Raw genomic sequence first — 14,115 nt, 5'->3', positions numbered from 1 at the left:
TTAAAATATTATAGTATAACTTGTTGACATTTTTCGCATACCAAACATGTGGATTACTGTACATTGATTAAAAGAATTAAAGAGTAAGCAGATGGGTTTTAAGAATCCATAAAAAGTTGATTCATTTGAGTACAATATAATAATCTTACTTCTAGTCATCGTTCATACGATAGGTGCAGGAGCACATAATTATTTAAAAGTAACGATTGATGTTTTGTAGGGTAAGGAGGAAGAAAAATATGATTGAAAGTATAAATAGTCAGTTATTAATTAATACTTACTTGAAAGCCAAAGCATTAAATCTGGATATCCATTTTATTATTTTGTTAGAAAGGGAAAAAAGCAGAAGAGATTTGCATTTTAAAGTTGGGTAAAAATGATATAAGAAAATATGTGACTTTATTTATTTCAATTCATAAATGATTTTGTTGCAAAAAATTATGAGTATCTTATAAAGTCCTATTAAGGTTTCATTAATGGGACTTTACAGGATTAATGATTGAAAAACTGGCCCAGGCTATTCTCTTTTCTTCAGATGATAAGATTGAAGGGACAACTGCATTTTTAGAAAAAAGAAAGCCGCAATATCAAGGAAAATAAGAGATTTTAACTATGAATTAATAAATAGTAACGTATGCTAAGAAAGTAGGACGGTCTTTGCAGTGCCATTGGATTTATCGGACAAACTATAGCTCAACAATATACGACTCCAATGCAAGCGCGCGAGGGGGAATACAGGTAATTTACATAGTGGCGGGGCGTGTATGTTTTCGAGTCTTTGAAATGACTTTAATTTTTTTTTAGCCAATTTGCCTTAGGTGAATCGGCTTTTTAGGTTGTAAATCTAGTCTTTAACACTTTAATAAAATAAAAAACATATTGAAAACTACATTTCAATAATGGTATTAACCCTTCCTGAATGACTTGATCAATCTTATCTTTGTCCTGATACGCTAATATTGCTTTTCCCCCTGCAATGCAGTAGCAAGGAACTTGTTTACCAACCTTTGTAAATACTCGAAAGGGGCGATTGGGCTATTTTGTGAAGATAAACAAGCTTGGTTCCTTCTAGAATTCCGATATGTGCAGTATCGCCAGTTTTTTGTACTAACTTTTGGAGAACAGGGAGGGCTTCTGATGTCCTGGAAACGACCACAATCATTTTTTAGATCGTTTAACAAAGCTTGTCGCAAAGTATTTTTTCAAATATGATATAAATACATTAATTGAAGATGAAAGAATGATGCAGGATGAAAACAATTTCAGATATTGCAAAAATGGCCGGTGTGGCGAAAAGCACGGTTTCCCGTTATCTGAATGGCGGATCTGTTAGTGAAACGACAAAGAAGAAGCTTGAAAATGTGATTAAGGAGACAGGATATATTCCCAATACGTTCGCTCAAAGCTTAAAGGCAAAGAAACCAAATATTATTGGCACCATTATCCCGCGGCTTGATTCCTACGCTACTACGCAAACGCTGATTGGGATTGATGAGGAACTAAGAAAATTAAATCACCAAATGCTTATCTCAAATAGCAGCCAAGACTTGGAACGGGAAATCGAAAATATGTACGAAATGGCAAGGCAAAAAGTAGCAGGAATCATCTTGCTGGCAACGCAAATAACAAATGCCCATTTGGAGGCATTTGAAAAGGTGGACATTCCTGTATTGCTGGTTGGCCAAGAGCACAAAGGTGTTTATAGTATTATCCATAATGATTATGATGCTGCCTATGATATGGGGAAATATGTTCTTGAAAAAGGACACCGGAGAATTGCTTTTCTAGGAGTAACCGAAAAGGATATTGCGGTTGGAGTAAAGAGGAAGGCAGGATTTAAACGGGCCATACAGGAAGTGGATGGGGTCAATGTCAGATTTTATGAAACAACATTTAAAATTGATGATGCTATAGCAATATCATCAACCATTATTGATGAATTTAAGCCTTCAGTATTGGTCTGTGCAACCGATAATATTGCACTAGGTGCGATGAAGGCAGCTTATTTAAAAGGGGTTCGTATTCCAGAAGAGTTATCTATTACAGGATTTGGTGGATATGAAATAACCGAAATCATTCATCCAGCTTTAACAACGGCTAAGTTTTATTATCAAGATGCAGGGAGGATGGCTGCTCAAAGTATGATTCAATTAATAAATTATGAAGAAATAGAGCCATTAATTTTCTCAAAATATAAAATAATTGAGAAAGAAAGCGTTGACAATCTTTAATGCCATGAAATATAATTTCCTAGAACCGGTTTCAAAATACGGTTCTTATTTGAAGGTGAAAATGGAACCGGTTCCGCTCGTATTTATATTTTTTTATTAAAGTTTGGAACCGGTTCCGTCCGTGTGAATATTTTTTTGTGGTTGTTTGGAACCGGTTCCGTATTTTGGGTTTTTATCATGCATTTAAAAGAATTAAATGGGGTTGCAAACTAAAAACTAGAATCAAAGGAGAATGATCATGAATTACAATGATGTTGCTCAAGAAATCCTGGATGCCCTTGGCGGAAAAGAAAATGTTTCTGCAGCTGCACACTGTGCAACAAGGCTGCGGCTCGTCTTGCATGACGAAGAAAAAGTGGACAAAGCTAGGTTGGACAGCTTGGATATTGTAAAAGGAACCTTTTCAACATCTGGACAATATCAAATTATTTTGGGTTCCGGAATTGTAAACGAAGTATATAAGCCATTCATAAAAATGGTCGGAATTTCGGAGATGTCCACAAATGAAGTGAAAAGTGCCAGTACCAAGAAAATGAATCCGCTTCAAAAACTGGTTAAATTACTTTCAGACATCTTTGTACCCATTATCCCAGCCATTGTTGCTGGCGGTCTGTTGATGGGGATTAATAACGTTTTAACAGCAAAAGATTTATTTGTTCATGGGAAATCACTTATTGATGCCAACCCTGGGATTGCGGATTTGGCCGCCATGATTAATACATTTGCAAATGCCGCATTTGTGTTCTTGCCGGTATTAATCGGTTTTTCTGCCACTAAACGGTTTGGCGGCAATGCCTTTTTAGGGGCCGCTTTAGGGATGATTATGGTTCACCCAGATTTATTGAATGCTTACAATTATGGGGCTGCGCAAATTGCGCATAAAGTTCCTGCTTGGCACATCCTTGGATTTACGATAGAAAAAGTGGGGTATCAAGGAACGGTTTTACCAGTTCTTGCATCTTCATTTATTTTAGCAAAAATTGAAACCTATTTACGGAAAGTGATCCCGTCCGCATTAGATAATCTTTTAACACCATTACTGTCCATTCTTGTTACAGCCGTATTAACTTTCACATTTGTCGGTCCCATTACACGGACTGCTGGTGACCTTTTTACAAGCGGACTGGCTTGGTTTTACAATACAACAGGCTTTGTTGGTGGAGGTATTTTTGGTTTATTCTATGCTCCTATTGTTATAACGGGTATGCACCAAAGCTTTATCGCTGTTGAAACACAATTGCTTTCCAATATTGCAAAAACAGGCGGAACCTTCATTTTTCCTATTGCCGCAATGTCAAATATCGCACAAGGGGCAGCAACCTTGGCTGTACTGCTGGTAATCAAGGATAAAAAGATGAAAAGCCTAGCCTCTGCATCCGGAATTTCTGCCCTATTAGGGATAACGGAACCAGCCATGTTTGGTGTGAACTTAAAACTGAAATATCCATTCATTGGGGCCATTGTTGGTTCAGGAATCGCTTCCGCTTTTATTACATTTTTTAAAGTAAAAGCAATTGCATTGGGGGCTGCCGGTCTGCCAGGTATTATTTCCATTAAACCAAATGCGATTGTTATTTATGTAATTGGTATGGTGATTTCATTTGTGGTTGCATTTTCCTTAACACTTATGTTGGCAAAAAGAAACGCCAAGAAGCACCCGGTTGAATTTAAGGAGAAAGCAGCTTAATAAATGAAGAAGTAAAAGGGGGAATCCAACGATTCTCCTTTCATTGTTAAAGGGAGATTGACATTATGTTATGGACAAAAGAACAACGTTATCGGCGTATTGAAGATGCCAGTCAGGAGGAAATCCGAAATTTAAAAAAAGTGGTAAAAAGTTGCCGCTGGCGCCAAAGCTATCACATTCAACCAGAAACGGGTTTATTGAATGATCCCAATGGATTTTCCTATTTTAATGGCGAATACCACCTATTTTATCAATGGTTTCCGCTTGGCCCCGTACATGGGTTGAAATATTGGTATCACACGAAATCAAAAGATCTTGTACATTGGGAAAACGCAGGGATTGCTATTGAGCCCACAAACCAATATGACAGCCACGGGGTATATTCAGGAAGTGCAATCGAGCATGAGGGCAGACTGTATTTACTCTATACAGGAAATACTCGTGATGAGAATTGGGTAAGACACCCCTATCAATGCCTGGCCGTCATGAATGAAAGGGATGAAATTAAAAAGCTGGAAACGCCTGTGATTGCTTCGGTTCCAAATGGATATACAGACCACTTCCGTGATCCAAAGATATGGAAAGAAGGTAGCTTGTTTCATGCCATTATTGGGGCACAACGCGAAAATGAAACAGGCTGCGTTGTATTGTACAGTTCCACAGATTTAGTAAACTGGAATTTTAAAGGTGAGATTAATACAAATTTGAAAGAATTCGGCTATATGTGGGAATGTCCGGACTATTTAGAACTTGATAATCAGGGTATTCTCATTTTTTGTCCCCAAGGTATTAAGCCGGAAGGGGATCATTTTTACAATATCTATCAATCGGGATATATAATGGGTGATAAGATGGATAAAAACAAAATGACAATGGTACATGACGCCTTTCAAGAATTAGACAGAGGTTTTGACTTTTATGCACCGCAAACAATGACGGGCCCGGACGGACGTCGAATTTTAGTTGGATGGATGGGACTTCCAGATATTGAATATCCAACGGACAAAAACGGGTGGGCACACTGCTTAACAGTGCCAAGGGAATTATCGATTTGGAATGGCAAGTTGATTCAACAGCCTGTCAAAGAGCTTGAATCCCTACGTAGGAAACGGCAAGATATTAATGAGGTCCTGGATCATGAAACGAAAGTTTTCGATGAATTTTCAGGAACCGCTTTTGAGATGATTTGTAAGTTCGTGAACTTTGATTCATCTGAATTCGGAGTTGAATTTAGGGCAGGGGAAAAGGAAAAGACCGTTATCAAATATGATGCGATGGAAAAGAAAGTAGTTCTCGACCGAACTTTTTCTGGAGAACCCGTAGCGGAAGAGTATGGAACCGTAAGAAAGTGCTATTTGGATGCCCAATCGATAGAATTTCACATGTATGTGGATACATCTTCCGTTGAGATTTTTGTCAATAATGGTGAAGAAGTATTTACGAGCAGGATTTTTCCGGAAATACAGAGCCAAGAGATTCGCTTTTTTTCGAACGGAAAGACATTATTTCAGGCGACAAAATGGGATTATAAGGGTTAGGATAGGTGGAAGTCATGAAAAGCTTATATTCAATTGGTGAGGTTTTAATTGATTTCATTCCTCTTCAAAAAGGAAGAATGCTTAAAGATGTAGTAGAGTTTGAACGGGCACCAGGAGGGGCTCCAGCCAATGTAGCTGCAACGGTTGCCCGCCTTGGAGGAAAATCCTCGATGATCTCAAAATTAGGCACGGATTCCTTTGGAGATTTTCTGGTTGAGACGCTGCATCAAGCTGGGGTAAAGACAGATAAAATTTTAAAAACGGATAAAGCCAATACTGCACTGGCATTTGTTTCACTACGAAAGGATGGGGAAAGAGATTTTTCTTTTTACCGTAGCCCTTCAGCGGATTTATTAATGAAAGAAGAGGAAATTAACGGAGATTGGTTTACGAGTGGAGACATCCTTCATTTTTGTTCAGTTGATTTGGTTGAAAGTCCTATGAAGTATGCACATATAAAAGCAATTAAAGAAGCGAAACAAAACGGTGCACTTATTAGCTTCGATCCAAATGTTCGGCTTCCGCTCTGGGAGAAGCCGGAAGATTGCAGAGAAACAATATTGAGTTTTATTCCGAAAGCACATCTTATAAAAATTTCTGATGAAGAATTATCATTTATTACGAATATTGAAAATGAAGAAGAGGCGATTCGTTCTTTATTCATCGGTGATGTTACAGTTGTTATTTACACAAAAGGTGCGAAGGGTGCGGAACTTTATCTTAAAAATGATAAATTCACATCGACCGGATATAAGGTTGATGTTCAGGATACAACAGGTGCAGGCGATGCGTTTATTGGCGGCTTCTTGTACCAGTTGCTTTTAAATGAAGTGACTCCTGTTAATTTGAAGGATACTTGTAAAGTTAAATATCACGAATTTCTTCAATTTGCCAATGCAGTTGGAGCTCTTACCACGACAGGAAAAGGAGCGATTAGTTCTATTCCTGATAAAGAACAAGTATTAAAGCTAACTCAGGGATAATCCCTAATTTTTGGATTCGATTAAAACTATTTTACGATAACTTTGTAATGAAAATTGTAATTTTGCTGTGATGCCTACTCCAAATCGAAAAGAATTTTATAAACAGTATAAGAACTATGTAATAGAAGAAAATGAAAAATTCATTTAGCTTGATCAACAAATGAAACTTAAAGTGAAATATAGGAATAAAACCAAAAAGGGACTCCTAAGAATCCCTAGTTTTGTGGAATGGGTTAGTTAGAGTGGCTGAGATGTCACTCTTTTTTTCTGCAGTAAGTTTGCAGTATGCATTCAGTTCTTTAAATGTTATTGTGTAATTGTATTATTGTGTTAGATTAATTGTTATTTACTAAAAAAAATTTTTGGAAAAAATGCTAAAAAACTCTCCCCCCATCATTTTTTCGGTTTAATGGAGATTGTGAAGCATTGTACTTAAACTATCCTGAAAAATAGTAATGGTGAAAGGGCATTTTGGCAATACGAAACTAAACCCTATAAGATCAATTTTTTTAAAAAGATCTGGGTCTCGAGTTTTAGCTATATTTTTTTGACCATAATTACGCTATTGCTTCAACAGTTACTTTACAACCAAGAGTCTCTAATCGTTTGATAGATTGCTTAATTACGATTTCTTTCTTTCGGCGGTCGAAGTAATACAAAGACATGTTGCTTTTTAGGGCTACTAATGGCGCAGTATAACAGAATGATCAGAACGGAAAAACGTTTTCTGTTACTCCGTACGTACCGCTTAGGCATTAAATGGCACGATAACGACGGTCTGTACGGCTAACGCCTACATTACGTAGGTTCCTGTTCCATTTACGGCAGACCGCCGTACCAAACAAGACATAAAATTCTAATTTCAATATGTGCTAAATTCACATTATTATTGTATGTACGCTTGGACAAAATTTGATTTATAATCCAAGTACCACCACCAAACGGTCAGTAAGGGAGGGGTATCGGCAGGATAATAAAACAGAAGGAAAAATGTAAAAACACGGAACTAAGGTAACTTTTTAATCAAACAGCGTACGTTTGGATCGAGAAGGGGAGACCGTCGGCCAAGAAAAATAGAAAAAGGAATTGTTTCCTAATAATAATTATTTAAAACCGCCCGTGAAAAAGTGGATACTTACTTTTTGGGAAATTTCTTCAGATTAATAAAGAAAAACTGGAAAAGATAAAGCTCTACATCCAAAACTCTAAAAGTATGAACACCCAAAGAAGTTACGCGTCGGACTGGAGGCATTTCACAGAGTGGTGTAAGTTGAATGGACAGGATCCGCTTCCGGCATCTGCAAGCACGATCTGTCTTTATTTATCGGAATTGGCCACAACACATAAATATTCGACTATTAAAAGACGAGTTTCTTCTATTAATATTGCGCATAAATTCAAACATCATCTTCCACCTTCCAAGGAAGTTGAGGTTCAAGCCCTACTGGAAGGAATTAAAAGAGAGATCGGTATTCGGCAAGAACCAAAAAAGGCATTGTTGCTACAGGTCCTTCCAGCATAATACAACAAATAAAAAGTATTTATTAGGAACTGAAAGTAAAACTGAGGATCAAATTCTTTTGAAGATACAAGAAAGAATTTATGAAATACGAAAAGCAATTGCTCTTAATGGAAATGGGGGTACTGGATGGATTAATTGTAAGTAAAGATTTTATCCATTCCGTTCAAGAATCGGATGCTGTGTTGCTACCACAAGCAGTGAAGGAAAATGTTAATACATTGGAAGAGTACTTAAAGGTGCGATTACCTGAAGAATTTCAAATGTTACAGTCCGAAGTAGAAGGTATTTTAAAAAGCATTTCAATCGAAGAAATGGAAGACGGTTCCTATGCAACTCCATTTGGTTCTTATCAACACGGAGTCGTAAAATGATATGCCCCGTTTAGAGATTCTGCTACTTTTATTGGAAAAGAAGCAAGGAAGAATTACAGAGAAAAATTGGTTGCCGCTTTAGAAGAGGAACTATCCGAGTTAGATAGAGAGAAAGATGAATTACAATTAATGTTAGAGAAGAATACAAATTCTACTAAAAAATTAAAAGGTGGACACGTTGTGTTAACAAAGTTAACCCAAGAAGAACAAATCCTTTTGCGTAACTGGTTTCAATAAGATTTTTCCGCACAAAAGAGTGCCAAAATTTCTTTAAAAAAATTTGAAAAAAAGTTTGAAGGAACTCGATTTGATGGTGCTATGTTATTCGACGTAGTTGAAGGAGTAATTGGCCGGAAACTGGTCTATAAGAAAGAAGAAAAGGATGTAAATGAGCGTCAAAAAAATCACTTTTTTATAGAATTAGCAAAATCCTATACGTCTGAAGCTACCACTATTCTAACCGCCTCTATTCTTGAAAAACATCCTTTACACGTTGGATTTATTACGGCTTATAACAAAGGTGACCTAAATGAAATAGAAAAAGTTTACAAGGGACTTTCTATTTTACCATCGGGGAAACCCATAAGATTACCACTGTTTGCAGAAAAAGTAACCGGTAATCCGCACGAATTTGATAATGAAGGAAAGATCATTAGTGCTCTACAAATTGTAAGAGAAAAACATTATGGTATAGCTTCTCAAAACAATCCAAATGCAGAATATATCAATCAATTGTTGTTTGACTTTGGAATACTAAAAGATGATGTTACCAATTATGTAACCATATTTGGTCTAATAGGAGAAAGAAATGGAGAAGTTCTACGTTCTTGGAAGGAAACTTTTACTTAAAAATCTGTACGTAATGAGCCTTTAAGAGAAATTGTTAAATTGGATAGGGTATACCCCATACAAAAAGATAATCCCGTTTTTATTGTTGAGAATTCAGGTGTATTTTCAAGTATTGTGGATGAATTGGAAGATTATTCGATTTCGATTATTTGTACACACGGGCAATTTAAATTGGCTGCGGTTCAAATTATTAAATTGTTGGTAAAAGAAAATTGCACAGTCTATTATTCGGGAGATTTTGATCCAGAAGGATTATTAATGGCATATTCTTTAAAACAGAGATATCCAAACAATATACATTATTGGAGATATTCAGTAGAAGATTATATAAAGACGCTATCGAATATAGAGTTATCACCTGATAGATTGAGAAAGTTAGATAACATTAAAGATGTTGAATTGGAAGCTACGATTCAACAAATAAGGGAAATTAAAAAAGTTGCTTACCAAGAAAGACAAATAATAGAATTGGTTAAAGACGTAGCTAACGTACGTAAAGCTTAATTTAGAAACATTTAACAGGCTCTATTTTTAGAGTCTGTTTTTTATTTTTCATAAAAACAAAAACCCCACTCACGGATGAGTAGGGAATTCCAAAACAGTAAATCAAATGGTAATCAAAGTGTAGCATATAATTAGGGAATCTCCTAATTTTTTTCTAACCTGACCTTTATTTTGCAATACTTTATTTCATATTTACTGCATTCTCTTTTATAACCGTTGATAATTTTCCAGTTGTGACACTTGGTAAAGTCAAGGTGATTAAAAATCCAGCCAGTAAGAACACCACTAAGATATAGATTCCAGCACTACTGCTACCCGTTGTGGTAATTAACCAACCAACGATGTAGGGCCCTAAGAATCCCCCAAGGTTACCTAGACCACCAATAATGCCTCGTGAAGCCCCACATACCTCACCCGTAAACAACATTGGAGGAATTGTCCAAAACACACTAGATGCACTTTGCAAAAACACACCACATCCCGTCAAAAACGCGAAGGATAACCAAATATTACTCTTCGTTGCAGTTGCTAGCAAAAAACAAATAGCAAACCCAATGAGCGGAATGGAAACGAAGAGTTTTCGGTTTCCACTTTTATCAGATAGGTTTCCGAATATAAATAGACCAATAATAGTTCCAATATAAGGTATAGTTGACAACCAACCAACTCCAGCAATACCTGAATGTGTTAGTTCCTTAAGTAATGTTGGAAGCCACATGGAAAATCCATAAATACCAACTTGATAACAGAAATAAATACCGATTAGTTTCCATATATTTGACATTGAGAAAATTTGCCCAAGAGTTATGTTTTGCTGTTCATGTTTGGCTGTTAGAGCTCTTTCTGCTGCTATTGTATTAACAATATAATCTCTTTCCTTTTTTGAAAGCCATTTAGCATCTTTAGGAGTTTCACTCATGAATGGTATCCAAACTGCAAGTAGAGCCAACGTAAGTAATCCTTCTACGATAAATGCATATCTCCAATTGGATATAGAGATAATCCAACCGGAAAGCGGTCCTGTTATAATAGAAGCGACTGCAATATTCATAATAAAGTAGGAATTTGCACGTCCCAACTCTTTGCTTGGAAACCAATTAGCAAGCATCCCCAAGATACAGGGCCAAACCCCACCTTCAGCAAGTCCTAACAAAAACCGTACCAAAAGTAATTGCCATGTGTTTTGAACAAAACCGTTTAAAACTGCGATTAGCCCCCATATAAGGATACTGAAGGTGATGAATTTTTTACCAGAACCCCTTTCAGCCATTTTTCCACCAGGAATCTGGAGAAATAAATACCCAAAAAAGAAAATTCCAGCAGCAATACCAGAAACAGTCGCAGATATTCCTAAGGCCTTGTCCATGCCACCTGCCGTAGCAAAACCAATATTTGTGCGATCCATAAAAGCTACAATGTAAATGATGATGCAAGGGGGGATTATGTGGAGCCAGCGTCCATTTGGAATTGATTTCGAAAAGTTAGTCATCAGTTTAACCTCCTGTTATAAAGATATATTTTTGGTGTTAAATTCAATGATAGGAGAACAAATCTGAACCAGTCGATAATACTAAAGCTAGTGCAATCCTACATTTTTTAAAAATTTCAATGTCATAATTGTACTAACAGGCTTAAGATGTAAAAATATGTTGAATCCGCTTTCATAAATTTCCTAATTTAAAACGATATAAAATTAATAAGATTTGAAGTCCTTTTAAGGTTTCCACTAATATTGTTGAATGCATATCTGTATGAAGAACCAATTTCGGGAAGGATGATGAACATATGTAGTTAGATCCAAACGATGCAAACAAAATAGCCTCTTTAAATACATTGACAAAAGTTGAGCCAATTTGATAAAGAAGGGGATTATTAGCCAATTGTCAATGAAGGTTAAATGCTCTTGAATAATCTTTTGAGATGAAAGCCTTATTTATACCAACCGTCTGTTCGAGATAAAATTCCAATTAGCTGCTTCCCCCTCGCTAGGGATGGATTTGTCCTATCATATAAAACTAAATTTTATATGATAGACATGAGAATAGTTAGGTACATTGATAAGGCATCATTTCTTCTTTTTTCCTATGTAACCCTCCTTTGTTCTATAATATAAAACTACGTTTTGTAATATAGCTAAAAAATGAAAACTAAACTTTTATTTAGTTGCATTCACTATAGCATACGCTTACAATTCAAAACAATATAATTATTGGTAAAATTCAAAAAATATTTTATTGAAAAATAATGGCTCTTATAATATAGTTAAGTTGCATCGATTAGAATAGTAGACTGCTATTTTATATTATAAAACAGAAGGAGTGAATGATTATGCCTATTATTCAATCCTTAGATCGTGCCCTTCGAATTCTGGACCTTTTCGATGAACATACGACTGAGCTTAAGATCACACACATAAGTGAGCTAATGGGTCTGCACAAGAGCACTGTCCATTCTTTGTTGAAAACGCTTCAAATGCATGGGTACATCGATCAGGATTTGGAAAGTGGTAAATACAGATTGGGGTTAAAGCTGTTTGAAAGAGGAAATTTTGTCATACACTCTTTGGATATTCGACTTTTGGCGAAGCGGTATTTACTCGATTTGTCTTTAAAAACAGGACAGACTACTCATCTTGTCATTTTGGATGGCAAGGAAGGAGTTTATGTTGATAAAGTAGAAAGTCCTATGGCTACCATCCTTTATTCCCGAGTAGGTAGACGAATTCCTCTTCATTGTTCTGCCGTTGGAAAAGCCTTGATAGCCTTTAGGGAACAAGAAGAAATACAAAAGATTTTACATGGATATAATTATACGAAGAAAACAGAATTTACCATTATAAATGAAACAGACTTTTTAAGTGAACTTGAAAAGGTTCGTCAACAAGAATATGCAATTGACAGTCAAGAAAACGAACCCGGCGTCCGCTGTATTGCTGTGCCAATTCGAAATCATGAAAATCAGGTGATTGCCGCTATCAGCATTTCTACTCTTTTAGCTCGTATAAATGAGACTCAGTTACAGGAGTTTGTGGTATTACTTAAGCAAACAGGCTCCGAATTATCTGAACAAATGGGGTATCCAGTACCTATTCTTTAGGTATGGACCCTATACTTATTGTTTATATAATAAAACTGAGTTTTATAATATAAAACTTTTTAGGAGGATATTATATGCGTATAATTCGATATTCAGATGAAAATTCAGTTCCTGTTCTAGCTGCTTTAACAAAAGATGGGCTCATCTATCAACTACCACAAAGTGACTTCATGGAGTTAGCTCAGCAAGCTCAAGATCAAAATACTTCTATTCTTCACTTTATTGAAAACGCTATCTCAGATTCTACTCCAATTCAACAACCTCTAGAAAAACTATCATTGCTAGTACCAATTAAAGCTCCTGAAGTGTGGGCGTCCGGTGTTACTTATGAAAAAAGCAGAACTGCCAGAAACTTCGAAGCAACAAACGGGAAAATGGGTGCAACTACTTTCTATGACAAAGTCTATGATGCAGAACGCCCAGAGATTTTTTTCAAATCCACCGCTGCAAGAACAGTTGGCCCAAACGAAAAAGTATATATTCGAAACGATTCCCATTGGCAAATCCCTGAGCCAGAATTAGGGCTGGTCATCAATAGCAAGGGAGAAATTTTAGGATATACCATTGGAAACGACATGAGCTGTCGTGATATTGAAGGAGAAAATCCACTTTATTTACCTCAAGCGAAAATATGGAAAAATTCTTGCTCAATTGGGCCTACCATTCTTTTAGCAGAAGTGGTTCAAGATCCTTATCAGTTTGACATTACATGTAGAATCTATCGGAATGATGAAAAAGTTGTAGAAGGTAAGGCTAATACCCGCCAATTAAAACGTACATTTGATGAACTTGTTTCTTACCTCCTTAAAGATAATCAGATTTTTGACGGAACTGTTTTATTGACAGGAACGAGTATTGTTCCTCCTAATGAATTTACTTTAGCGGATGGGGACCAAATAGAGATAGAAATCTCGGATATTGGGATTTTACGGAACTCTGTACGTTTAGCAAACGCAGTTGTACCAAATTTATAAGTATTTCTCTTACCATATTATTAATTAAGCAATATAAAGCAGGGGGAGGTTTATATGAATAAAGCTTATAAAACAGTTATGATGCAACCTAACGATAAAGTGGCAATCGCTTTAATGAATATTCCAGCAGGGAGCCATGTTCAGGTCACATGCAAGGATCAGAAATACTCCATTGAAATAAAAGAGAATATTGAATTCGGGCATAAATTTGCTGTCAAGCCGATTTCCCGGGGGAAGACATTCTTAAATATGGAGAAGTTATTGGCTTAGCCACTACTGATATTGAGCCAGGTGAACACGTTCATATTCATAATCTAGAAGGTAAACGAGGGAGAGGGGATAAAGTTGAAGTTAAATAGT

The 14,115-nt window shown here is 36.3% G+C and carries 12 protein-coding genes and 3 pseudogenes; 13 read left to right on the top strand and 2 right to left on the bottom strand.

Annotated features, from left to right (window positions below; genetic code table 11):
* Positions 1–239: 239 nt before the first annotated feature.
* On the top strand, positions 240–374 hold the full coding sequence (gene sda, locus RCG21_RS21390; protein WP_308913744.1) for a sporulation histidine kinase inhibitor Sda: 135 nt from the start codon (positions 240–242) through the stop codon (positions 372–374).
* A gap of 457 nt (positions 375–831) precedes the next feature.
* Here sda and RCG21_RS33720 read toward each other — a convergent pair.
* Positions 832–1,162, bottom strand: a pseudogene (locus RCG21_RS33720) (IclR family transcriptional regulator domain-containing protein).
* Positions 1,163–1,250: 88 nt separating this feature from the next.
* Between RCG21_RS33720 and RCG21_RS21385 the strand changes: the two are divergent.
* The 9 genes and pseudogenes from RCG21_RS21385 (at position 1,251) to RCG21_RS21345 (ending at position 9,685) form a co-directional block, all read left to right on the top strand.
* Positions 1,251–2,231, top strand: coding sequence for a LacI family DNA-binding transcriptional regulator (locus RCG21_RS21385; RefSeq protein WP_308913743.1), 981 nt, complete (start codon positions 1,251–1,253; stop codon positions 2,229–2,231).
* A gap of 238 nt (positions 2,232–2,469) precedes the next feature.
* Positions 2,470–3,918 carry a sucrose-specific PTS transporter subunit IIBC gene (locus RCG21_RS21380; protein WP_308913742.1) on the top strand — a complete coding sequence of 483 codons (1,449 nt, stop codon included), beginning with the start codon at positions 2,470–2,472 and terminating at the stop codon, positions 3,916–3,918.
* 65 nt (positions 3,919–3,983) lie between these two features.
* A complete protein-coding gene (locus RCG21_RS21375) occupies positions 3,984–5,456 on the top strand; it encodes a glycoside hydrolase family 32 protein (protein WP_308913741.1) in 1,473 nt (490 codons plus the stop codon).
* Positions 5,457–5,470: 14 nt separating this feature from the next.
* Positions 5,471–6,439 (top strand): carbohydrate kinase family protein, encoded by a 969-nt coding sequence (locus RCG21_RS21370; RefSeq protein WP_133338826.1) that lies wholly within the window; start codon positions 5,471–5,473, stop codon positions 6,437–6,439.
* Positions 6,440–7,598: 1,159 nt separating this feature from the next.
* Entirely contained in the window at positions 7,599–7,961 is a 363-nt protein-coding gene (locus tag RCG21_RS21365) for a site-specific integrase (RefSeq protein ID WP_308914292.1), read from the top strand.
* Positions 7,962–8,041: 80 nt separating this feature from the next.
* The gene (locus RCG21_RS21360) at positions 8,042–8,332 is read left to right on the top strand and encodes a hypothetical protein (protein ID WP_133338830.1); all 291 of its coding nucleotides are present in this window, start codon (positions 8,042–8,044) and stop codon (positions 8,330–8,332) included.
* A 66-nt stretch (positions 8,333–8,398) separates the two neighbouring features.
* The gene (locus tag RCG21_RS21355; RefSeq protein WP_165976371.1) at positions 8,399–8,569 is read left to right on the top strand and encodes a hypothetical protein; all 171 of its coding nucleotides are present in this window, start codon (positions 8,399–8,401) and stop codon (positions 8,567–8,569) included.
* Between the two features lie 21 nt (positions 8,570–8,590).
* A pseudogene (locus RCG21_RS21350) lies at positions 8,591–9,181 on the top strand (TIGR02679 domain-containing protein); the annotation flags it as partial.
* Positions 9,182–9,211: 30 nt separating this feature from the next.
* Positions 9,212–9,685 carry a DUF2399 domain-containing protein gene (locus RCG21_RS21345; protein WP_133338834.1) on the top strand — a complete coding sequence of 158 codons (474 nt, stop codon included), beginning with the start codon at positions 9,212–9,214 and terminating at the stop codon, positions 9,683–9,685.
* 181 nt (positions 9,686–9,866) lie between these two features.
* Here the strand turns inward: RCG21_RS21345 and RCG21_RS21340 are convergent, their stop codons facing one another.
* Positions 9,867–11,174: an MFS transporter gene (locus tag RCG21_RS21340; protein WP_133338836.1), complete on the bottom strand. Its 1,308-nt coding sequence runs from the start codon at positions 11,172–11,174 to the stop codon at positions 9,867–9,869.
* An 839-nt stretch (positions 11,175–12,013) separates the two neighbouring features.
* Here RCG21_RS21340 and RCG21_RS21335 point away from each other — a divergent pair.
* The 3 genes and pseudogenes from RCG21_RS21335 to RCG21_RS21325 all read left to right on the top strand — a co-directional run bounded on the left by RCG21_RS21335 (position 12,014) and on the right by RCG21_RS21325 (position 14,114).
* Positions 12,014–12,781, top strand: coding sequence for an IclR family transcriptional regulator (locus RCG21_RS21335; protein WP_133338838.1), 768 nt, complete (start codon positions 12,014–12,016; stop codon positions 12,779–12,781).
* 74 nt (positions 12,782–12,855) lie between these two features.
* Positions 12,856–13,755, top strand: a complete 900-nt coding sequence (locus RCG21_RS21330) for a fumarylacetoacetate hydrolase family protein (RefSeq protein WP_133338840.1) — start codon at positions 12,856–12,858, stop codon at positions 13,753–13,755.
* Positions 13,756–13,809: 54 nt separating this feature from the next.
* Positions 13,810–14,114, top strand: a pseudogene (locus RCG21_RS21325) (UxaA family hydrolase).
* The last annotated feature ends 1 nt before the right edge of the window (position 14,115 follow it).

This window comes from Bacillus salipaludis, assembly GCF_030938565.1.
GTDB lineage: Bacteria > Bacillota > Bacilli > Bacillales > Cytobacillaceae > Neobacillus > Neobacillus salipaludis_A.
The sequence above is the reverse complement of the archived record's forward strand: the minus strand, read 5'-3'. Positions and strand labels throughout refer to the sequence as shown.